Annotated in this window: 19 protein-coding genes; 10 read left to right on the forward strand and 9 right to left on the reverse strand. The window is 61.2% G+C overall.

Annotated elements, in window-relative coordinates; all coding sequences use genetic code 11:
• Window positions 1–42 precede the first annotated feature (42 nt).
• On the reverse strand, window positions 43–816 hold the full coding sequence (locus PY308_RS06845; RefSeq protein WP_275789481.1) for a phosphoadenylyl-sulfate reductase: 774 nt from the start codon (window positions 814–816) through the stop codon (window positions 43–45).
• Between the two features lie 294 nt (window positions 817–1,110).
• On the opposite strand from PY308_RS06845, the gene PY308_RS06850 reads away from it, so the two are divergent.
• Entirely contained in the window at window positions 1,111–1,491 is a 381-nt protein-coding gene (locus tag PY308_RS06850; protein ID WP_275789483.1) for a DUF6152 family protein, read from the forward strand.
• The gene (locus PY308_RS06855) at window positions 1,491–1,964 is read left to right on the forward strand and encodes a DUF6644 family protein (protein WP_275789485.1); all 474 of its coding nucleotides are present in this window, start codon (window positions 1,491–1,493) and stop codon (window positions 1,962–1,964) included. The genes PY308_RS06850 and PY308_RS06855 overlap by 1 nt, the downstream gene beginning before the upstream one ends.
• A 51-nt stretch (window positions 1,965–2,015) precedes the next feature.
• On the opposite strand, the gene betA is transcribed toward PY308_RS06855, so the two are convergent.
• On the reverse strand, window positions 2,016–3,665 hold the full coding sequence (gene betA / locus PY308_RS06860) for a choline dehydrogenase (protein WP_275791045.1): 1,650 nt from the start codon (window positions 3,663–3,665) through the stop codon (window positions 2,016–2,018).
• A gap of 95 nt (window positions 3,666–3,760) precedes the next feature.
• Between betA and PY308_RS06865 the strand changes: the two genes are divergently transcribed.
• Together PY308_RS06865 and PY308_RS06870 are read left to right on the forward strand one after the other, a co-directional pair.
• Entirely contained in the window at window positions 3,761–4,006 is a 246-nt protein-coding gene (locus tag PY308_RS06865; protein WP_275789487.1) for a type II toxin-antitoxin system RelE family toxin, read from the forward strand.
• A 6-nt stretch (window positions 4,007–4,012) separates the two neighbouring features.
• Window positions 4,013–4,441: a helix-turn-helix domain-containing protein gene (locus tag PY308_RS06870; protein ID WP_275789489.1), complete on the forward strand. Its 429-nt coding sequence runs from the start codon at window positions 4,013–4,015 to the stop codon at window positions 4,439–4,441.
• Window positions 4,442–4,451: 10 nt separating this feature from the next.
• Here PY308_RS06870 and betB read toward each other — a convergent pair whose 3' ends face one another.
• The 4 genes from betB to PY308_RS06890 form a co-directional block, all read right to left on the reverse strand.
• Complete coding sequence (gene betB, locus PY308_RS06875; RefSeq protein ID WP_275791046.1) at window positions 4,452–5,915, reverse strand: betaine-aldehyde dehydrogenase; 1,464 nt, start codon at window positions 5,913–5,915, stop codon at window positions 4,452–4,454.
• Between the two features lie 2 nt (window positions 5,916–5,917).
• The gene (betC, locus tag PY308_RS06880) at window positions 5,918–7,456 is read right to left on the reverse strand and encodes a choline-sulfatase (RefSeq protein WP_275789491.1); all 1,539 of its coding nucleotides are present in this window, start codon (window positions 7,454–7,456) and stop codon (window positions 5,918–5,920) included.
• On the reverse strand, window positions 7,453–8,055 hold the full coding sequence (gene betI, locus PY308_RS06885) for a transcriptional regulator BetI (RefSeq protein WP_275789494.1): 603 nt from the start codon (window positions 8,053–8,055) through the stop codon (window positions 7,453–7,455). Before betI ends, betC begins: the two co-directional genes overlap by 4 nt.
• Before the next feature lie 253 nt (window positions 8,056–8,308).
• Window positions 8,309–8,566: a DUF1344 domain-containing protein gene (locus PY308_RS06890; RefSeq protein WP_275789497.1), complete on the reverse strand. Its 258-nt coding sequence runs from the start codon at window positions 8,564–8,566 to the stop codon at window positions 8,309–8,311.
• A 355-nt stretch (window positions 8,567–8,921) separates the two neighbouring features.
• Between PY308_RS06890 and PY308_RS06895 the strand changes: the two genes are divergently transcribed.
• A complete protein-coding gene (locus PY308_RS06895) occupies window positions 8,922–9,920 on the forward strand; it encodes an NAD(P)H-quinone oxidoreductase (protein WP_275789500.1) in 999 nt (332 codons plus the stop codon).
• A 347-nt stretch (window positions 9,921–10,267) separates the two neighbouring features.
• On the opposite strand, the gene PY308_RS06900 is transcribed toward PY308_RS06895, so the two are convergent.
• Window positions 10,268–11,005 (reverse strand): DUF3750 domain-containing protein, encoded by a 738-nt coding sequence (locus tag PY308_RS06900; protein WP_275789503.1) that lies wholly within the window; start codon window positions 11,003–11,005, stop codon window positions 10,268–10,270.
• A gap of 76 nt (window positions 11,006–11,081) precedes the next feature.
• Here PY308_RS06900 and PY308_RS06905 point away from each other — a divergent pair, with 76 nt between their 5' ends.
• From PY308_RS06905 to PY308_RS06915, 3 genes are all read left to right on the forward strand, one after another.
• Window positions 11,082–12,089: an asparaginase gene (locus tag PY308_RS06905; RefSeq protein WP_275789506.1), complete on the forward strand. Its 1,008-nt coding sequence runs from the start codon at window positions 11,082–11,084 to the stop codon at window positions 12,087–12,089.
• A 408-nt stretch (window positions 12,090–12,497) separates the two neighbouring features.
• On the forward strand, window positions 12,498–12,869 hold the full coding sequence (locus PY308_RS06910) for a DUF4406 domain-containing protein (protein ID WP_275789509.1): 372 nt from the start codon (window positions 12,498–12,500) through the stop codon (window positions 12,867–12,869).
• 345 nt (window positions 12,870–13,214) lie between these two features.
• Window positions 13,215–14,117 carry a LysR substrate-binding domain-containing protein gene (locus PY308_RS06915; protein WP_275789512.1) on the forward strand — a complete coding sequence of 301 codons (903 nt, stop codon included), beginning with the start codon at window positions 13,215–13,217 and terminating at the stop codon, window positions 14,115–14,117.
• A gap of 10 nt (window positions 14,118–14,127) precedes the next feature.
• Here the strand turns inward: PY308_RS06915 and PY308_RS06920 are convergent, their stop codons facing one another.
• Complete coding sequence (locus tag PY308_RS06920) at window positions 14,128–14,793, reverse strand: glutathione S-transferase family protein (RefSeq protein ID WP_275789515.1); 666 nt, start codon at window positions 14,791–14,793, stop codon at window positions 14,128–14,130.
• Between the two features lie 100 nt (window positions 14,794–14,893).
• Window positions 14,894–16,264 carry a TIGR03808 family TAT-translocated repetitive protein gene (locus PY308_RS06925; protein ID WP_275789517.1) on the reverse strand — a complete coding sequence of 457 codons (1,371 nt, stop codon included), beginning with the start codon at window positions 16,262–16,264 and terminating at the stop codon, window positions 14,894–14,896.
• A 317-nt stretch (window positions 16,265–16,581) separates the two neighbouring features.
• Here PY308_RS06925 and PY308_RS06930 point away from each other — a divergent pair, with 317 nt between their 5' ends.
• Both PY308_RS06930 and PY308_RS06935 read left to right on the forward strand, forming a co-directional pair.
• Entirely contained in the window at window positions 16,582–18,822 is a 2,241-nt protein-coding gene (locus PY308_RS06930; protein ID WP_275791047.1) for a putative bifunctional diguanylate cyclase/phosphodiesterase, read from the forward strand.
• A gap of 142 nt (window positions 18,823–18,964) precedes the next feature.
• Window positions 18,965–19,738 (forward strand): L,D-transpeptidase, encoded by a 774-nt coding sequence (locus PY308_RS06935; protein ID WP_275789519.1) that lies wholly within the window; start codon window positions 18,965–18,967, stop codon window positions 19,736–19,738.
• The last annotated feature ends 21 nt before the right edge of the window (window positions 19,739–19,759 follow it).

The following is a 19,759-nucleotide window of genomic DNA, read 5'->3' on the forward strand; positions in this document are numbered from 1 at the left end:
TTCAAGTCTCCGGGAGTGTCTGTGATGGCGGGCCTGCGCGATCTATCGCGCAATGCTGCTGGAAAGAGGGAGCGACGTGGCTTGCGGGATGACCGACGCGGCCTCCGGCACATGCAGGCCGCATTCGCGTGTCTCGTCGTTTTCCCACCACCAGCGGCCGGCCCGTTCGGGCTCGCCCGGCTTGATGGCGCGCGTGCAGGGTTCGCAACCGATCGACGGGTAACCACGGGCATGCAGCGGATTGACCGGGATCGCTTCGGCTTCGACATGGGCGCGGATCGCCTCGATATCCCAGTCGGCGAGCACGTTGATCTTGATCAGGCCGCGATCGAGGTCGGCTTCGGCAAACGGCGTCTCCGCCCGGTTTCCCGACTGACCGCGGCGCAGTCCGGTGATCCAGAAACGCGCTCCTTCGAGCGCGCGCGCCAGAGGCTTGACCTTGCGCGCCCCGCAACAGGCATGCCGGGCTTCGATGCTGTCATAGAAACCATTAAGGCCATATTTTGCGGCAAAGGCGTCGATATCGTCCTGCTCGGGATAGAAACGTTTGATCAGCAGGCCATAGGTCTCTTCGGTTTTGTCGATCAGCGCAACGGTCTCGTTGAAAAGCCGTCCGGTTTCCAGAGTGGAAACCTCTATATCCAGCCGGGCCGAGCCGATGGCTGCCGTGATCACCTGATCCTCGATGCCAAGGCTTGTCGTGAAGACGGACTTGCCCTCAAGCCCGGCAATCATGGCAAGCCGCCCGCGCAAATCAATCCCTTGGAGTTGCGCATTGAGCGCTGCGGCGCGATTTTCGAGTGTGTCGGACGTCATGAAGAAGAATCCTGATGTTGTTGCCTGGGAATATCGCAGCCTTGTGTGACAAAAGACAGAAATACGGATTTCTAAAGTCGATCGATCAGAGCAAATATCTCTCTGAACCGGAAAATTCTAAGAAAACCTAGTAAATTGATAGATTATTCTCCGGCGATATGACGATCCGGTGTGTAGGGGGTGGGGATGGACGTTCGCGATCAACAAACGGTGAGGGGCCTTCCTGTTCCTATGCGGCGCTCCAGGTTTCGCCTCACGACCAAACAATTGATTTTGGTCAATCAGGAGAGTGATATGCCCCATTTTTCCCGCTTCCTCGCCGGCGGCACGGCAGCGATGCTGTTTGCTGCGACAGCTTACGCGCATCACGGCTGGTCATGGGCGGATGCCGACCAGATCGAACTGTCCGGAACGATAAAGGAAATCTCCATGTCCCCGCCCCATCCGACCCTTGCGGTCGAAACCGCCGGTGACGGACTGTGGCGCATCGAACTCGGCAACCCACGACAGACAGAGCGCTCCGGCTTCATTCAGGGCTCCGCCAAGCCCGGAGATGAGGTCACCGTTCTCGGAAATCGCTCCACGGATCGCAACGAGAAGCGTTTGAAAGCCGTCCGCATAACCGTTTCTGGCAAAACCTACGACATTTATCCGGAGCGTATACGGGCGAAGTGATGGAGGGTCTGCTGCAGTGGCTTGCCCAGACACCCGTTGCCACAGCCCTTCAGGGGTCAACGACGCTCTATATTTTTTTCAGCGCCGCCCATATCCTGTCCATCGGGGTCCTGATCGGCGCTGTCTTGCCGCTTGACCTGCGGCTGGCGGGCCTGTTCCGCCATGTGCCCGTGAGCGTCATCGGCCCGTTTCTCGGCGGTGCCGCAGCGATCGGGCTGATCTGTGCTATCGTCACCGGCGCGTGTCTGTTCCTCGTCGATCCCGTCGCCTATGCGGCCAATCCGGCATTCCTGGCGAAGCTGGTTCTGGTTGCGTTTGGCGGTTTGAATGCCCTGCTGCAACATCGGCATTCCCATTGGAAGGCAGCCTTAGCTGATCATCCTCCAGCAGCGTCCGTGCGGCTTTTTGCCATGTTGTCCATGACGATCTGGAGCGCAGCGGTGGTGGCAGGCCGGTGGATCGGTTTCCTCTAGCGGCCTGGCGTGCAGGATCGCAGGGCGCCAGAGAAAAATGATCGCATCATCCTACCGGTCGCTCGTTTCCCAGCGCGGATTGATCCACGGCTCCTGGTTGGAGCGCGGCAGCATCTGCTTGCCGAGGATATGGTCGGCGGCCTTTTCGCCGGTCATGATCGAGGGACCGTTGAGGTTGCCGTATGTCACGTGCGGGAAGATCGATGAATCCGCGACGCGCAGGCCATCGACGCCGATGACGCGGGTTTCCGGATCGACGACGGCCATCGGATCGCGCGCGTCGCCCATCCGGCAGGTGCCGCAGGGGTGATAGGCGCTTTCCAGATGCTCGCGCAGGAAGGCGTCGATCTGCTCGTCGGTCTTGACCGCTTCGCCCGGCTGGATCTCCGGCCCGCGATAGGGATCGAACGCCTTCTGTCCGAAGATTTCGCGGGTGAGGCGCACGCAGTGGCGGAACTTCTCCCAGTCTTCCGGGTGGCTCATGTAATTGAATTTTATAACGGGATCGGCCTTCACGTCGGGCGAGCGCAGCGTCACGTTGCCCCGTGATTTCGAGTGGTTGTAGCCGACATGCACCTGGAAGCCGTGGCTCTTCGCCGCCGCCTTGCCGTCATAGGAAATCGCCACCGGCAGGAAGTGATACTGGATATCCGGCTGCTTGACGCCCGGCGCCGAGCGCAGGAAGGCGCAGGATTCGAACTGGTTGGAAACGCCGAGACCCGTCTTGGTGAACAGCCATTGTGCACCTGCAACCCCCTGCCAGAACCAGGGCAGCCAGGAATAGAGCGAGACGGGCTTGGTCGACACCTGCTGGAAATAGAACTCCATATGGTCCTGCAGATTGGCGCCGACGCCCGGCCGATCGGCCTTGACCGCGATGCCCATTTCGCTCAGATGCGCGCCCGGCCCGATGCCCGACAGCATCAAAAGTTTCGGCGAATTGAACGAGGAGGCCGAGACGATGACTTCGCGGTTTGCCTTCACCACCTCGATCTTGCCCCCGCGCTCGATTTCGACGCCGACGGCCCGGCCGTTCTCGATAACGATCTTGCGGGCGTAGCAGCGCAAGAGCTCCACATTCGGGCGCTTGAGGGCGGGACGCAGATAGGCGGTGGCGGCAGACCAGCGCCGGCCATTGTGCACCGTCTGCTCCATCAGGCCGAAACCCTCCTGCTTGGAGCCGTTATAGTCGTCGGTCAGCTCGAAACCGGCCTGCTGGCCGGCATCGACGAAAGCCTTGAACAGCGGGTTCTTGAACGAACCGCGCCGCACATGCAGCGGCCCGTCGGTGCCGCGCCAGCCATCCTCGCCACCATGGGAGTTTTCCATGCGTTTGAAATAGGGCAGCACATCCGCATAGCCCCAGCCGCGCGCGCCGAGTTCTTCCCATTCGTTGTAATCGGTCATCGAGCCGCGCACATAGACCATGCCGTTGATCGATGACGACCCGCCGATCACCTTGCCACGCGGCGCCGTGATCCGCCGGTTGTTGAGGTTGGGCTCGGGCTCGGAAAGATAGCCCCAGTTGTACCGGCTCATGCTCATCGGCCAGGCGAGTGCCGCCGGCATCTGGATGAACGGCCCGAAATCGGACCCGCCATATTCCAGCACCAGTACGGTGTTCTTGCCGTCTTCCGACAGGCGATAGGCAAGCGCCGAGCCGGCGGAGCCGGAACCGATGATGACGTAGTCTGCCTGCATGATCATGAGTGTGAGACCCAGTTCGAGTTCCGGACGTTGTCGCTGTTTGCGAATGATGACTTGTGAAAGTTATAGCTATAAGCTATATTTTGTGCATGAAGACGGTTCACTTTTCGAGCGCTGCCGATAAGGCCCTGCAGAAGATGCAGCCCAAACGAAAATTGGCGATTCTCGAAAAACTCGGTGCCTATGCGCGCGGTGAACAGGTCGACATCAAGAAGCTGAAGAACCAAGAACTTTATCGGATCCGCGTTGGAGGGGACCGCGTCATCATCGACGATGAGGGCAGAGTTGTTATGGTTGTTGCAGTCGGACCACGAGGCGGCATTTACAAGGAGTAAGGCACCATGGGCAAAGCGCAGAAGCGCCTCGTCGAGGAAGAAGCGGAGACGGGCAGCGAATTTGTCGTCGACTGGGACGTCCAGAAGCTGACAATTGGCGGGCAAAACTACGTCCTTCTCAGCGAAGAGGACTATGAAGATCTTATCGATGGTCTCATCGCGACCAAAACCATGGTCCGGATCGCTGACGGCGAAGAGACTTGGCCTATGGAGATCGTCGCCGCACGAGCGCGAGGCGAAAATTCCGTGAAGGTTTATCGCACCTACCGTGGACTGAGCATGTCCCAATTGGCGGAAGCTGCCGGCATCTCCCAGCCCTACCTTTCCGAGATCGAGGCCGGCAAGAAGACCGGCTCCGTCGATGTCCTGAAGCGCATCGCGATCGCGCTCAAGGTCGATCTCGACGATCTCGTCGTTGAGGTTACGAAGGACTGAGTCGCCCATATCAATACGGCGCCTCGACCTTACCCATCGCCACGTACACGCTCTTCAGCTCGCTGTAATGGCTCAGCGCCGCAACCGAGTTCTCGCGACCGAAACCCGACTGCTTCGATCCGCCGAACGGCACCTCCACCGGCGCCAGATTGTAGGCGTTGATCCACAGCGTGCCGGCTTCCAGCTGGTCCACCACGCGATGCGCGCGGGTGATGTCCTGGGTGAACACGCCGGCCGAAAGGCCGAATTCGGTGGCGTTGGCGCGGGCGATCACTTCGTCCTCGCTGTCAAAATCGAGCACGCACATGACAGGCCCGAAGATCTCTTCGCGCGCGATGGTCATGTCGTCGGTGACGTCGGCAAAGACGGTCGGCTGGATGTAGTTGCCGGCCGACGAGACGGAATTCGGGATGCCGCCACCGGTCAGAAGCGTGGCGCCCTCGGCCTTGCCCTTTTCGACATAGGAAAACACCTTGTCGAGCTGCGCCTTCGAGACCATCGGGCCAAACTGCGTCGCCTCATCCATCGGGTCGCCGATGACGATCTTTTCGGTGCGCTCCTTGAGGCGCGCAAGGAATTTGTCCTTGATGCCCTTCTGTACGAAGACGCGGGTGCCGTTCGAGCAGACCTGACCGGTCGAATAGAAATTGCCGAGCATCGCCCCGCCGATGGCGCTTTCGAGATCGGCATCGTCGAACACGATCAGCGGCGACTTGCCGCCGAGTTCCATCGTCACATGCTTGAGGTTCGAGGCGGCCGCACCCGCCACCTTCTTGCCCGTTTCCACGGACCCCGTCAGCGAAACCTTGGCCACATCCTTGTGGTTGACGAGCAGCGGGCCTGTCATCCGGTCGCCCTGGATGACATTGTAGAGCCCCTTGGGCAGCCCGGCCTCAACAAGGATTTCGGCGATCTTCAAGGCACCGAGTGGCGTGTTTTCCGACGGCTTGAACACCATGGCATTGCCGCAGATCAGCGCCGGGGCGCCCTTCCAGCAGGCGATCTGCTGCGGATAGTTCCAGGCGCCAATGCCGACGCAGACGCCGAGCGGAACGCGCTTGGTAAAGGCGAAATCTTGGCCGAGCGGAATATAGTCGCCATTCAGCGCCGAGGCCGCGATGCCGCCGAAGAACTCGAAGGCGTCCGCACCCGAGGTCGGGTCGGCGACGATGGTTTCCTGGATCGGCTTGCCTGTGTCGAGCGTCTCGAGTTCGGAAAGCTCGCGGTTGCGCTCGCGCATGATGTCGGCGGCGCGCTTGAGGATGCGGCCGCGCGCCGTCGGGCTCATCGCCGCCCATTCCGGCTGGGCGCGCTTGGCGGCGGCAATCGCTTTTTCGACGATGGCCGGTGTTGCCGCATGAAGCGTGGCGATCACCTCGCCGGTCGCAGGGTACAGGCTGTCGAAGGCAGCACCTGCCGTGTCCTCGACATATTCGCCGTCGATGAAGTGGGAAGCTTTCGGTTGGGCTTTCATGGTCATTCACCCCTCGGGTAACGTTTGGAATCCTCGAGGTTATCGAGATTCATATGGTTGCGCATGTAGCGCTCGGATGCTTTCTGCAGCGGCTGGTGGTCCCAGGGATAGTAGGCGCCGTTGCGCAGCGCCTCGTAGACCACCCAGCGCCGCGCCTGGCTTTCGCGCACCGCCGCGTCGAAGGCGGCCATGTCCCAGCGTGCCTCGCGCATATCGGTAAAGGCCTTCAAAGTGGCGATGATGACGGAATCGGTCGGGTCCTTGGCGAGATTGGTCAGTTCCAGCGGATCGGTTTCGAGGTTGAACAGCTGGTCCGGATCGAGCGCGCAGTGGATGTATTTCCACTTTCCCTCGCGGATGCAGACCATCGGCGCATAGGAGCCTTCTGCGGCATATTCCATCAAAACCGGCGAGACGCGCGCAGCGCCATCGATCACCGGGCGAAGGCTTTCGCCGTCGGTCCACGGCATGATTTCGTCCATGGAGATACCGGCCAGATCGCAGAGCGTCGGCGTCACGTCGAGGTTTGAGACGGGGGCGAGATGCAGGCCGGGCGTGACGCCCGGACCAGCAACCATCAGCGGCACGCGGGCCGAACCCTCGAAGAAGTTCATCTTGAACCACAGCCCGCGCTCGCCCAGCATGTCGCCATGGTCGGAGCAGAACAGGATGATCGTGTTGTCGAGCATCCGGGTCCGGGTCAGCGTGTCGATCAGCTCGCCGACCTTCTCATCGAGATAGGAGATATTGGCGAAATAGGCCTGGCGCGAGCGCCTTACATTCTCGCGCGTCACGTCGAACGAGACATAGTCGCAGGCATGGATGAGGCGCAGCGAATGCGGGCACTGGTCCTCGATCGGCAGCGCGCCGACCTCAGGCTCGAGCTCAGCGCAGCCCTCGTACAGATCCCAGAATTTGCGGCGGGCGACATAGGGGTCGTGCGGATGGGTGAAGGATGCCGTGACGCACCAGGGGCGGCGGCCCTGATCGTCGTTTTCGCGGGCCAGCTGATAGAGCTTCTGGTTGGCCAGAAACGCGACCTCGTCGTCATATTCCATCTGGTTGGTGATCTCGGCGACACCGGCGCCGGTGACGGAGCCGAGATTGTGATACCACCAGTCGATGCGCTCGCCGGGCTTGCGGTAATCCGGCGTCCAGCCGAAATCGGCCGGATAGATGTCCGTCGTCAGCCGGTCCTCGAAGCCGTGCAACTGGTCTGGCCCGACAAAATGCATCTTGCCCGAAAGCGCCGTGTAGTAGCCGGCGCGGCGCAAATGGTGGGCAAAGGTCGGGATCGACGAGATATACTCGGCGGCATTGTCGTAGACCTGCGTGCGGCTCGGCAATTGCCCGGCCATGAACGAGGCGCGGGCCGGGGCGCAGAGCGGCGAGGAGGTGTAGTTGTTGCGGAAGCGTGCCGAGCGGGCAGCCAGTGCTTTCAGATTCGGCGCATGCAGAAAATCCGCCGGGCCGTCGGGAAACAGCTTTCCGTTCAGCTGGTCGACCATGATGATGAGAATGTTAGGCCGACCGGCTGTCATGCGGCATGTCCTTGTGCGGAAAGAGCGTCAAGTTGCAGGGAAAGATAGTCGTCGGTGAGCGCAATAGAGGCTTCGGCAGTCACCGGCGAGGAGCCCAGCGCCCTTCGAATGTAAAGCCCGTCGATCAACGCTGCCGCCCCTTCGGCGACGCGCACCGCATCATCCGCGCCACACAAGGCCTTGAGGTCGGCAACGAGGTTGGACCGCAGGCGCCGGGCATAGACCACCAGAAACCGCCGCGTCTCCTCGGAGCGCTGCGCTTCCGAATAAAAAGCAAGCCAGGCGGCGATCGTTTCCGGTGCAAACTGATCCGCCTGGAAACTGACCCGCACGATGGCCGACAGGCGCTCTCGCGGTCCCTTCGCGGATTTGAGCGCAAGCACCGTATCGTCACGCAACTGCCGAAGCAGCGAGCGGATCGTCTCGATCAGCAGCTGTTCCTTGCTGCCGAAATAGTGATGCGCAAGCGCTGCCGATACGCCGGCATTGCGGGCGATATCCGACATCGTAACGGACAGTGTGCCCTGATCGCCAATCACGCGCAGGGCTGCGTCCACCAAAGCTTTCCGGCGAACCGGCTCCATTCCCATTTTCGGCATGATTGTCCCCGAATGCAGACCGATTTTATTGTTGATTGAGCAATCAATCAACAATAAAATCCCGCTTCTGGTGCGATTGCGCGGTCATTCGCTGCGGTTGAATCACGATGTTCGTTGCCGACGCTCGGCAGATCGCCGTGCTGCCTCTCTGCGCAAAACACAACAGGCTGGAATCCGCTATGGAGTCCAGCCTGTTCCTGCATGATCCCGACCTTTCAAGGCGCGGGAACGCTCATGCGCACGCTGCGGCGTGTCATTGCACCGGCGTGATCGCCGTTGCCTGATGTTTCTTGCCGATCACGTCGTAGGCGATCTTCACCTTTTCTCCTGCCTTGAGCCCCGAATCCTTGAAGCCGGCGGGAAGCACGTAACTCGTGCCGTTCTTCAGCGTCAGGGTCATCGCCTTGGCATCGACGGCGCGGATCGTGCCGGTCGTGCTATTGGCGGCAAAGGCGGCCGAGGATAGGGAAATTGCGGAAATAATTGTCAAAGAGGTCAGAAGAGCACGCATGGGTGTCATCCTTTTGGGGCCCGCCAGGCGGGACCTATCGTCTTGAAACCGTCCGGAGTTCGTCGCGTCGCGGTCTTGAAGACCGCCGGCGTCTCCCGGTTTCGAGAAGACGCTATTCCGGGTTTCTGTGCCATTCAAATTAAACAAACTTAATTTTCGCGACGTGTGAACTGGCCCAATTTCGCCATGATGCAGCGCAGCATCCGGCCCGTTTCCGAGGTTCGAATTCGATTATGGTCTGGAAAGCCCTTCCTGTTACGACGGGGTTATTGTCGAGACACTGGCTTTTTTCCGATTTTGCGCCAATTGCTGTCGAGCGCCGGTACAGACCCGCAACCAGAACCAGGAGACGCCCGTGATTTTGCCGACCGAAATGCGTTTTGTCGATCTACCCTTGCCGGGCGGGGCCGAAAACATGGTTCTTTCCCGCGGCCCGCTGCCGGAACTGAACGCTGGCGATATCCTCATCCGCGTCGAGGCGGCCGGCGTCAACCGCCCGGACGTGCTGCAAAGGCTCGGCAACTATCCGCCGCCGCCGGGCGCGAGCCCTGTTCTGGGTCTGGAGGTTGCCGGCGAAGTGGTCGGGATCGGGGAGGGCGTCGAGGATTTTGCGATCGGGGAAAAGGTCTGCGGGCTCGCCAATGGCGGCGGCTATGCCGAGTTCTGCGCCCTGCCGGCCACGCAGGCATTGCGCTGGCCGAAGGGCTATGACGCCGCCCGCGCGGCAGCGCTGCCGGAAACCTTTTTTACCGTCTGGGCCAATGTCTTCCAGATGGCGGATCTGGTGGAAGGCGAAAAGATCCTCATTCACGGCGGGTCCAGCGGCATCGGCACGACCGCCATCCAGCTTGCCCGCGCTTTCGGCGCCGAGGTTTTCGTGACCGCCGGCACCAAGGACAAATGCGACGCCTGCGTGGCGCTCGGGGCCAAACGGGCGATCAACTACCGGGATGAGGATTTTAAGGCCGCCATTGCGGAAGAAACCGGCGGCCTCGGCGTCGATGTCATCCTCGACATGGTCGGAGCGCCCTATTTCGACCGCAACATCGCCTCGCTCGCCAAGGACGGCCGGCTGTCGATCATCGCCTTCCTCGGCGGTGCGGTGGTCGAAAAGGCCAATATAGCGCCGATACTGGGTAAGCGGCTGCATATCATGGGATCGGCCATGCGGCCACGCACCGCCGCTGAGAAGGAAGCAATCCGGGACGATCTTGAGGACAATGTCTGGCCGTTGCTGGAGGAGGGCGAGGTCGCACCGGTGATGCAGGCGGTCGTGCCGTTTTCCGAGGTTGTCGAAGCGCACCGGCTGATGGAGGCGGGCGACCATATCGGCAAAATCGTTCTTACCGTCTAAAGTCTAACGGAACGGGTCTTGCAATCTGCCCGAATTGGAATACCTTTTAATCATCTTCAACGTAACGAAAGGAAGGTGATCCAGTGTCTAATGAGTTTTCGAGCCTCGTAGCGGACATGGGAATTGTGGTGATGGAGACGAGGCAGCCCTCGCTCTGAAACAACCTTCCTGCGCAACGCTCCCATTGCGGATGCGGTGCGGCCCGTTATCAGGGCAAATCTCATGGAGGGCCGCCTTGTGCGGCCCTTTTTGCTGTTTGCGGTCCGGAAATCGTCCTTACCGCGGATTGTCGCTTTTGTACGACCGAACCTATTGAGCCATCGCGGTTCTGTAAAAATCTCTGCCCTTTACACGCCGAACCGCCCCAGCGCGGGTATTTTGATCCCCGGGCGCAGCACGTCGATACCGGCGACAAGGCCCATGAAATGCACTTCGAAGCCGCTGCGCGCGCCGGCTGAAATCCCCAGCAGGCCGTAGAGTGTAGCATGCAGGTCGAGGCCGTCTCCGTCGATCTGGAAAAGCTTTCCCTCCGGCAGATAGTCGCGCCCGACTGCGTCCGGCGGCAGTACGGCGTTGAGTTCGGGAACCGAGCGCAGCACATGGGCGACGAACGTGTTTGAGTTCGGACCCGGCCAGATGCGATAGGCGCCGGGCTTGGCATAGGGATAAGACTGGATCGCCGCTTCGACCTTCGGGACCAGCCGGGCTGCGTCCCTTCCCGTGATGCCGACTACCATATGAGGCACGTTGGAATACCAGCGGGCATCGGCGGGATAGCCGTTACGCCGGATGGGGGAACCCCAGCCGACCTTGTCATAACGGTTGTAGGTCGTGTCGTCCTTGCCCTTGGTGACGATCCAGGAATGGCTCGCCACCGCCCCCTTCAATCCGCCTGTGGAGGCGGAGAAAACATAGATCGCCGCATCGGCGCTTTCGTCCGGTCTGGGAAGGATCTTTGCCGACGTCCAGTCGGCCTCGCGCCAGCTTGCCGGCCGGTCCTTGACATACCAGAAGCCGGCGGAGGCAAGTGCCGGAAGAAGATAGACGAACAGAATGGCAAGAAGCAGCCTGCGAAGCAATTTCATTGAAGGGCCTGGGTTTTGCGTTGCGCGATCTTGGTCTAAAGACACCGGCAGAAATTGGATTTTTGAGGGCGTAATCATGTCGAACCCGGTACTTGTCGAAGTCACACGCGGCAAAATCGTCGAAAGCCGCCATCGCGGCCTCGTCGTCGCGGTCGACGGCGATGGAAAGACGGTGTTTTCGCTCGGCGATACCGACGCCGCCGTCTTCCCCCGTTCGGCCTGCAAGGCCATGCAGGCGTTGCCCTTGATGGAAACCGGTGCTGCGGATGCTTACGGCTTTGGCAATCGGGAACTGGCGCTCGCCTGTTCCTCTCACAATGGCGAGCCCGAACATGTAGCGCTGGCCGCCGCCATGCTCTCGGCTGCCGGGCAGGATGTCTCCGTCCTCGAGTGCGGCGAGCATTGGTCCTTCAGTCAGGAGACGCTGATCGCCCAGGCACGTACGCTTCAGCATCCGGCACAGCTTCACAACAATTGCTCCGGCAAACATGCGGGTTTCATCTGCGCCTGCTGCCATGGCGGGCAGGAGACATCAGGCTATGTCGACTACGACCATCCCTTGCAGCGCGAAATCCGCGGCGTCATGGAAGCCCTGACGGGCGCTGCCCTGGGAGAGGACAATTGCGGCATCGACGGTTGCTCGATCCCGACCTATGCCGTGCCCTTGAAAGGTTTGGCGCACGGTTTTGCAAAAATGGCAACCGGAACCGGTCTGGAGTCTATGCGCGCCAAGGCTTCGCGGCGGCTGATCGAGGCCTGCATGGCTGAACCCTTCTATGTCGCCGGAACGAAGCGCGCCTGCACGCGGCTGATGCAGGCGGCACCCGGCCGCATCTTCGCCAAGACCGGTGCCGAAGGCGTGTTCTGCGCTGCCATTCCGGAAAAAGGCATCGCGATTGCGCTGAAATGCGAGGACGGCACCACCCGTGCCGCCGAGGCCATGATCGCGGCGACGCTTGCACGCTTTTTCACGAATGAGCCGGACCTGCACGCAAACCTCATGGCGCAGGCCAATCATACGATGAAAAACTGGAATGGCCTGGCGGTTGGCGATGTCCGTGTGACCGGAGCCTTCGCCGCCTGACGCTTGCGTTTTCAATCGTCCGCGTTGCCTTTTCGCTGTAACGTGCCGCCGGTTCCTCCGGCAGGTCTACCGGCACGATGCGGTCAGGTTCCTGACCATAGCGTGCGGCGAAACGGTATCGAACTTCGCTTCTGCAAAAAAGGGGTGTGGTCTCGACGGAGCGAGCCACAATTGCCCGCTTGACTGCCGCCTCCTCATCGTCGCTGGTCGTCAATCCCAGGGCAGGATGGCTCGCCGCCGCACCGCTGACGAAATTCTCCGGGCGCAGCAGCCAGATTGCTGCAGGCGCTATCGCAACCATCGCCACTTTGCCAAAGACACCAGCATTCGTCTCCGCCCGAACTTGACTTTGCACGATATTGCATGCTTTACAAAAAAAAGAAATATCGTGCAATAATGGAGAATGTCATGTTGATTTTGATTGCCGGCCCTTATCGCTCCGGCACCGGTGATGATGCGACGAAAATGGCGGAGAACCTCAAGAGGCTGGAAGCCCCGTCCTACCGGTTGTTCCAGGCCGGCCACCTGCCGATGATTGGCGAATGGGTGGCGCTGCCGGTCTGGAATGCCGCTGGCGGTAAAACCATCGGCGACGACCTCTATGAAGAAATCTTCCACCCCGTCGCGGGCCGTCTGCTGCAATTATGCGATGCCGTCCTGCGCCTGCCCGGAGAGTCCAGGGGCGCGGACAATGATGTGCGGATCGCAAGGGAGCGCGGCATTCCGGTCTATTTCAGCCTCGACGAGGTGCCGGGTTGTGCGCAAAGCGCCGTGGCATAAGCGATGCGGCGCCGCTCCGGCCGGGTGCGAAGCGGCGCCATCACGGGCGCGCGGCCCGCTAACAGCCTCGGCAGGGCGCTACGCGTGGAAAAGGCCCGGGGAGGGGAAGGTCGCCGAGTTTACGCATGTCCATCACTGCGATCTCCGGGTGTTGCAGCGGGTCGAGGATCCAGCCAGTCTCCGCGCGCTCATCGGTCGCGGTTGGCATTTTCAACAACCTGCCGAGCAGGGACGAAAGCTTCGACATGGCAACACCTGTCTTTTAAACATTTGATTGCCTGATGATCGGCTTCGTGCGGGTTAATTACAATTGAGTTTGCTGCGCGCCGGGTATAGAAAAACTATATGAAAGACCTGAACCTTGTCCATCTCAACGGTTTGCGCGCCGTCGAGGCTGCAGCGCGCCTCGGCTCGCTGCAGGCGGCCGCCGATGAACTCGGCGTCACGGCCGGGGCCGTCAGCCAGCAGATTGCCAAGACGGAAAAGCAGCTCGGCCGCACGCTGTTCGAGCGCAGCCCGAAGGGACTCGTCGCGACATCTTTTGGCGAGAGCTTCCTGCCGCGCCTGACGGGCGGCTTCGAAGCGCTGGATCTCGCGGTTGGAAGCGCACGGCGGCGTGACGAGACGATCCTGACCATCTCTGTCGCACCGGTTTTTGCGGCCCGCTGGCTTGTCTGCCGGCTGGACCGCTTTGCCGAACGGCATCCCGACATCCGCCTGCGCATTGACGCGACCACTGCCCTGGTCAACCTGGAGGCGGCCGGCGTCGATATCGGCATCCGCGTTGGTTCGGGAGACTGGCCGGGCGTGACCATCGAGCCGCTTCTGGAACAGGAGGTTTTTCCGGTCTGCTCTCCGGCGCTGGCAGAAAAACTGAAGCGGCCCGAAGATATTTTGAGCCTGCCTGCCGTGCTCGACGGCCGCTCCATGTTCAGTTGGGAGATATGGCTCGGTCAGGTCGGCTTGTCCGGCCGGACGATGACGGCGCGGCATGTCTTCAACGATGCTTCGCTGTGTCTTGACGCGGCCATCGCCGGGCAGGGCGTCATGCTCGCCTGGCAGACGCTGGCCGGCTACTCGATCATCGAGGGACGCCTTGCCGTGCCTTATCCGGTTCGCGTCAAGACCGGGTTCTCGCATTACTTCGTCACGCCGCCCTCGCGCCGCGACAGCCGCACCGTGGCCGCCTTCAAGACGTGGGTCCGCGACGAGATTGCCGGCAGCATCCGGGCGCTCGGTTTTTCCTGAACGATCCGGCTCAGGCCGCCGCAGCCTCGCGGCGGCGACCTGCCATCATCTTTTCAAAAGCCGGCCGTGCATGGCAACGGGCGATCCAGGCCGTCACGCCCGGATAGCGTTCGAAAAGCGCGGTCTCGCTCAGGGCATAGCGCAGCACCTCCGCCAGATTGAGATCGGCCACGGTAAAGCGGCCGCCGACCATGTAGTCGCGGCCGGCAAGATGAGCCTCCAGCCGGGCCAAAGGGCGCTCCAGAGCCCTGCTGGAAGCCTCGATCACCGCTTTTCCGGCGAATGTGCCCTCCTGCGCATTGTCATAGGTCAGCACGATCTTCACCGTGTGGGGTTCCACTTCGGTCGCCGACCACAAAGTCCAGCCCATGATTTCGCCGTCCTCGGCAAGCGTTGCGCCGCAAAGCGGCCCGCCATGTTTTCGGGCGAGGTAGAGATTGTTGGCGAGCGATTCCGTCAGCACAAGGCCGTCATCGTCGATGGCCGGAATGAGACCCATCGGGTTCACGGCGAGAAAGGACGGCGACTGCGTGTTGAGCCGCGCATCAGGCGCCTGCGGATCGCTCAGAAGCCGGGCTTGGATCACGGGCACGGATCGAAATGGAATTCCGAGTTCCTCCGCCATCCAGTAGTTGCGCGAAGCACGCGAGCAGTAAACCCCGTAGATCGTCAGCATAATGGTCCTTCCCCAGTGTTCGATTGCCGGACACTATGGCAATGGCAGCCGCACTTGAACCGGACGGCATTGATCTTACCGATGAAATCTTTTGATGGATTTAGTTCCTGCGGTTGCCCGACAGCGTCAGGTGGCTGAACCGCTCGGCGTCCCCCTTGAGCAGGTCGCCGGTTGTTCTGTCGTTCCATCTGTAGCCGAGGATCGCGCCGTCCCGCACGTCGTGAAACAGATTGTCGGTAATCAGCGCCGCGCCGGCGCCGTCCACGACTGTCACCGCGCAGCCGGCACCGGCATTGCGCACCAGATTGCCCGTCGCCACGATATTGCGCAGATAGGGACCCCAGCCCAGCATAAGCCCCCATTTCGGCGCGTTCTCGATGACGTTGCCGATGATCACGGTATCGGCTTCGGCCGCGATGCCGAAGCCGAACCCGGCGCCGTCATGGATGTAAGGTCCTTCGATATGCAGGTTGCGGACGATATTGCCGCTGACGGTGGAAAGCCGCCCACCCTCATCGAAATTGACGATCAGGATCCCGTTGGCGGCGCCATCGATGAGGTTGTCCGAGACGATGGCGCCCTGAAATCCGAATTCCGAATAGATGGCGGTTTCGCCGGAGCGCAGGCACTGGTTGCCTGTAATCTGGATATTGGTGGCGCTGTTGGCGCGGATCGCGGAAAAGGCGCAGTCGGAAACATGGTTGCCGCTCACCATCACGTTGGCGGCGCGGAAAACATTGATGCCATTGCCGTTCTCGCCCGTCCCGCCATCCCGCGCACGGATGCCGGAAATCCGGTTGCCGCTGACGATGGTCCCGTCCTCACCCGCTTCCCAGCGATGCACCAGAATACCCCCGTTGGCGCAGTCGGAGACTGTATTGCCGGTGATCGACAACCCCTCGCTCTGAACCGCGTAAATGCCGCTGCCCCCGCAGAGCGACAGGCTGTTGCCGGTAATGCGGCCGCCACACTGTTCGGCACGCAGCCCATGCCCGAAGGAGCCGAGAAGGGTGCAGTTTTCGAGCGTCAGGGTTTGGACGTCACGCAGATCGAGCAGCCCGGCTGTGGCGTCGCCATGTTTCGCCTGTGTGCCGTCCAGGATAAGATCGGTTAGGGTCAGCCGCTGAAGCCCGCGGCCCGTCAGGCAGCCCGCACCTCCCTGATGGAACAGCCGGGTCGCGCCGCTGACGCCATGAAGCACGAGATTGTCGGGCAGAGTGACGCCGCTCACGAGATAGTCTCCGGCCGCAAGACTCACGGGGGTGCGCTGCGCGGCTGCGGCGTTGAACAATTCCTGCAGCGCCACACTCTGGTCGATGCCCGCGTTCGGGACGATGCCGTAGGAGGGCATTTTTCCCTGCCCGTTCTCACCGGCGGTCGCACCGGAGGCAGCGCTTGCCCGGCCGGTCTGCGTCAGCGCGTCAAAACCCGTGGCAGCGAGACAGAACAAAAGCAGTCGGCGTTTCAGCATGATTTTTCCTTTGCCTTAAAGAAGCATTCTTCATGCCAGGCCCGTTTGTTTCAAAAAGGCACATCCAGGAGGAGACTGCGCGTCCACGAAAGACAACCGTACTTCCCGTGCCGTAGCCGTCTTTAACAAAGAATAACCTATGGCTGGTACATAGGAACCAATGACCAAGGGACGGCTCGGGCGTCAAAGCTCCGGAGGCATGCTTGACGAAGAAATTGGACTCCACCCGCAACGATATCGCGGCTCGAATCGCATGCGTCGATGATACGCAACGCCTGATTGCCGCCAGCCAACACTTGGCCGAGGAAGTGTCCCGTATGTTTCGCGAGGAGCCGGATATTGCCGACCGCCACTATTGGCTGGAAACGATGGTCAACCATATTCCGGATTACATTTATGCCAAGGATCTGGAAGGCCGTTTCCTGATCGCCAACCGCGCAACCGTGATCGATAACGGCTTCGAGGAAATGCAGGATCTGATCGGCAAGACGGATTACGACCTGCACCCGTCCCACCTCGTCGACGAGATCGTCGCAACCGAGCGGCAGGTGGTGGAAACCGGAAAGCCGGTTTTCGGGGTGGAGGAGCGCGCGCTCGTCGACAAGGGTGTCGAACGCTGGCTGATGACCTCGAAGGTGCCGTTGCGCAATCAGCAGGGCGCAACAATCGGCGTCGTCGGGGTATCGCGGGATATCACCGACCGCAAGAGGGCGGAACGCCTTCTGCTTGGTCAGGCGCGGCTTCTGGAGCTGGTTGCGAAGGGGGTACCGCTCAACGCCTTCTTCCATGAACTCATTCTTTTGATCGAGACGCATCTGCCCGGTATCATCGGTTCGGTCCTGCTCCTGTCCGCCGACAAGCAGCACCTCGTGACCGGGGCAGCACCGAGACTGGCCGCGGCCTATTGCGCCGCCATCGAAGGTGTGGCCATCGGTCCCAAGGTGGGCTCCTGCGGAACCGCCGCCTGGCGCGGCGAACCGGTCTATGTTTCGGATATCCACACGGATCCACTGTGGGAGGATTATGTCGATCTGGTCCGGCCGTTCGGCTATCGGTCCTGCTGGTCGATGCCGATCCGCTCGTACAAAAGCCAGGTGTTCGGTACCTTTGCGCTTTATTCGTGCGTGCCGGGGGATCCCTCCGTCGAGCAGCTGGAACTGATTTCGATGGCCGCGCATCTGGCCGGCATCGCCATCGAACGGCACCAGACCGAAGAACACATCCAGTTCATGGCGCACCACGATGCGCTGACCGGACTGCCGAACCGGCTGCTCTTCGAAGAGCGGGTTGCCGAAATCCTGGCCAAGGCGCTCCGCAATGGCGAATGGGTCGCTCTGGCGTTCCTCGATCTCGATAATTTCAAGTTGATCAACGATACGCTCGGACATCACGCTGGGGACGAACTCTTGAGAGCCGTGGCCGGCCGTATGCTCGGCTGTGTTCGTAAGCAGGACATGGTGGTGCGCGTCGGCGGCGACGAGTTCATCATCGTGCTCAATGGATTGCCGGCGAATGCTGAGATCGTCTTGTCCCGGCTGGAAGACATTCGCGTCGCGATCGGCGCGCCGATGACCCTTGCGGACCGCAGCGTCCATGTCAGCTGCAGCATGGGTGTTGCCTGCTATCCCGACCATGGCGAGACGGCGAACGAACTTCTCGCCAATGCCGATTCGGCCATGTACTGGGCAAAGGAGGTCGGCCGCAACAACCTTCAGCTCTTCGACGTCAGACTGGCGGCGAGGGCCAACGAGAAGCTCAAGAGCCAGGAAGAGCTGCGGGACGCCGTGGCGAACGACCAGCTTGTGCTGCACTATCAACCCCAGATGAACCTGAAGACCGGCAGGATTTTTGCCGCCGAATCCTTGTTGCGATGGCGGCACCCCGAGCGCGGGCTGGTTTCCCCCGGTGATTTCATCCCGCTCGCCGAGGAAACAGGCTTGATCGTGCCGATCGGCGACTGGGTGCTGTGCGAGGCCTGTCGGCAGAACAAGAGCTGGCAGGATGCCGGGCTGGCACCGATCGTTATCAGCGTTAATGTTTCGGCCAGGCAGTTGAGGGAAAGACACTGGGTTTCCCGCGTCGCCGAAGTCCTCAAAGAAACCGGCCTGGAGCCGCGCTATCTTGAACTGGAGCTGACGGAAAGCCTGATCATGCAGGACGTCGCCTCGGCCGTTTCGATCATGCACGAACTCGAGGCGCTGGGCGTTCATCTCGCCATCGATGATTTCGGCACCGGTTATTCGAGCCTCAGCGCGCTGAAGAGTTTCCCGGTCCGGCGCTTGAAGATCGACCGGTCTTTCGTTCAGGACATTCCCGGAGACGAAGATGACAAGGCGATTACCGGCGCGATCATCTCGCTGGCGCAGAAACTGCAGATCGAGGTGATTGCCGAAGGCGTCGAGACGCAGGCGCAGGTCGATTTCCTGCGGGCAAGCGGTTGCGACGACATCCAGGGCTACTTTATCAGCCGGCCGGTCGAGCCGGATGCGCTGGTGGGCCTATTGCGGGCGGATGCGTTGCAGGCCGGACACGCTCCTCTGCCGATCGCTGCCGCCTGATGATCCCTTAGCGTTGCAAGCCACGATCCAGCCGTAATTGCCATACTTCTGACAGCGACCGGCAACGCGATGACCGGCATAATTTTGGCGTGGACGCCTGGCCGTGCTTGTCAAGCCGCTTCAACGGAATACATAGAGTGAAATGACCCTGATCAGACCCCTTTCCCGCCGGCATTTTCTCAACCTCTCCGGGCTTGCGGCCGCCTCGCTTGGCCTCGCCTCCTGTGGATCCACCTCGACGGAGCGTTTCCGTGCCGAGACCGCGCCCTATTTTCGCGATCCGGGCATGGGCGGCGATCCGCGGTATGGCGCCACGCTTGAAGGACCCGTCTATGGCGAGGCGCCGTCCGGCCTGCCGCTCCAATCGTCCTATTATGCCGAAATGTACGCCGCGCGGATGGACGACGGTTTCGATCTCCCGGCCATTCCCTACGAGCAGATCGATCCGCGTTTCTACCGCCAGCAGGTGGAAAACACGTTTGGCGAGAAGCCGGGCACGATCATCGTCGATACCGGCGAGCGCTTCCTCTATCTCATCCTGTCCAACGGCGCGGCCATGCGCTACGGCGTCGGCATCGGCCGCGAGGGCTTTGCCTGGTCGGGCAGGGGCGTCATACAGTGGAAGCAGAAATGGCCGCGCTGGAAGCCGCCGAACGAAATGGTTGCCCGCCAGCCGCACCTCGAACCTTATTCGATTGCCAATGGCGGCATGGCGCCGGGGCTGAACAATCCGCTTGGCGCGCGTGCAATGTATATTTTCCAGAACGGCGAAGACACGCTGTACCGCCTGCATGGCTCGCCGGAATGGCAATCAATCGGCAAGGCGGTATCGTCCGGCTGCGTGCGCCTGATCAACCAGGACGTCATCGACCTCTACGATCGTGTCCGCAACGGTGCACCCATCCTGGTGATATGATAGGGCAGGCTCGCCGCTCTG

Origin of the sequence: Pararhizobium gei (assembly GCF_029223885.1) — a bacterium.
GTDB classification, from domain to species: Bacteria; Pseudomonadota; Alphaproteobacteria; order Rhizobiales; family Rhizobiaceae; genus Pararhizobium; species Pararhizobium gei.

Excerpts from the sequence above, each read along its gene's own strand:
- PY308_RS06920 (WP_275789515.1), bottom strand. The coding sequence starts at position 14,793 with ATGCTGACGATCTACGGGGTTTACTGCTCGCGTGCTTCGCGCAACTAC.
- PY308_RS06910 (WP_275789509.1), top strand. The coding sequence starts at position 12,498 with ATGTTGATTTTGATTGCCGGCCCTTATCGCTCCGGCACCGGTGATGAT.
- PY308_RS06890 (WP_275789497.1), bottom strand. The coding sequence starts at position 8,566 with ATGCGTGCTCTTCTGACCTCTTTGACAATTATTTCCGCAATTTCCCTA.
- PY308_RS06850 (WP_275789483.1), top strand. The coding sequence starts at position 1,111 with ATGCCCCATTTTTCCCGCTTCCTCGCCGGCGGCACGGCAGCGATGCTG.
- PY308_RS06925 (WP_275789517.1), bottom strand. The coding sequence starts at position 16,264 with ATGCTGAAACGCCGACTGCTTTTGTTCTGTCTCGCTGCCACGGGTTTT.
- PY308_RS06865 (WP_275789487.1), top strand. The coding sequence starts at position 3,761 with ATGAAGACGGTTCACTTTTCGAGCGCTGCCGATAAGGCCCTGCAGAAG.
- PY308_RS06915 (WP_275789512.1), top strand. The coding sequence starts at position 13,215 with ATGAAAGACCTGAACCTTGTCCATCTCAACGGTTTGCGCGCCGTCGAG.
- betC (WP_275789491.1), bottom strand. The coding sequence starts at position 7,456 with ATGACAGCCGGTCGGCCTAACATTCTCATCATCATGGTCGACCAGCTG.
- betB (WP_275791046.1), bottom strand. The coding sequence starts at position 5,915 with ATGAAAGCCCAACCGAAAGCTTCCCACTTCATCGACGGCGAATATGTC.
- PY308_RS06935 (WP_275789519.1), top strand. The coding sequence starts at position 18,965 with ATGACCCTGATCAGACCCCTTTCCCGCCGGCATTTTCTCAACCTCTCC.
- PY308_RS06870 (WP_275789489.1), top strand. The coding sequence starts at position 4,013 with ATGGGCAAAGCGCAGAAGCGCCTCGTCGAGGAAGAAGCGGAGACGGGC.
- betA (WP_275791045.1), bottom strand. The coding sequence starts at position 3,665 with ATGCAGGCAGACTACGTCATCATCGGTTCCGGCTCCGCCGGCTCGGCG.
- PY308_RS06855 (WP_275789485.1), top strand. The coding sequence starts at position 1,491 with ATGGAGGGTCTGCTGCAGTGGCTTGCCCAGACACCCGTTGCCACAGCC.
- betI (WP_275789494.1), bottom strand. The coding sequence starts at position 8,055 with ATGCCGAAAATGGGAATGGAGCCGGTTCGCCGGAAAGCTTTGGTGGAC.
- PY308_RS06930 (WP_275791047.1), top strand. The coding sequence starts at position 16,582 with ATGTTTCGCGAGGAGCCGGATATTGCCGACCGCCACTATTGGCTGGAA.
- PY308_RS06845 (WP_275789481.1), bottom strand. The coding sequence starts at position 816 with ATGACGTCCGACACACTCGAAAATCGCGCCGCAGCGCTCAATGCGCAA.
- PY308_RS06900 (WP_275789503.1), bottom strand. The coding sequence starts at position 11,005 with ATGAAATTGCTTCGCAGGCTGCTTCTTGCCATTCTGTTCGTCTATCTT.
- PY308_RS06905 (WP_275789506.1), top strand. The coding sequence starts at position 11,082 with ATGTCGAACCCGGTACTTGTCGAAGTCACACGCGGCAAAATCGTCGAA.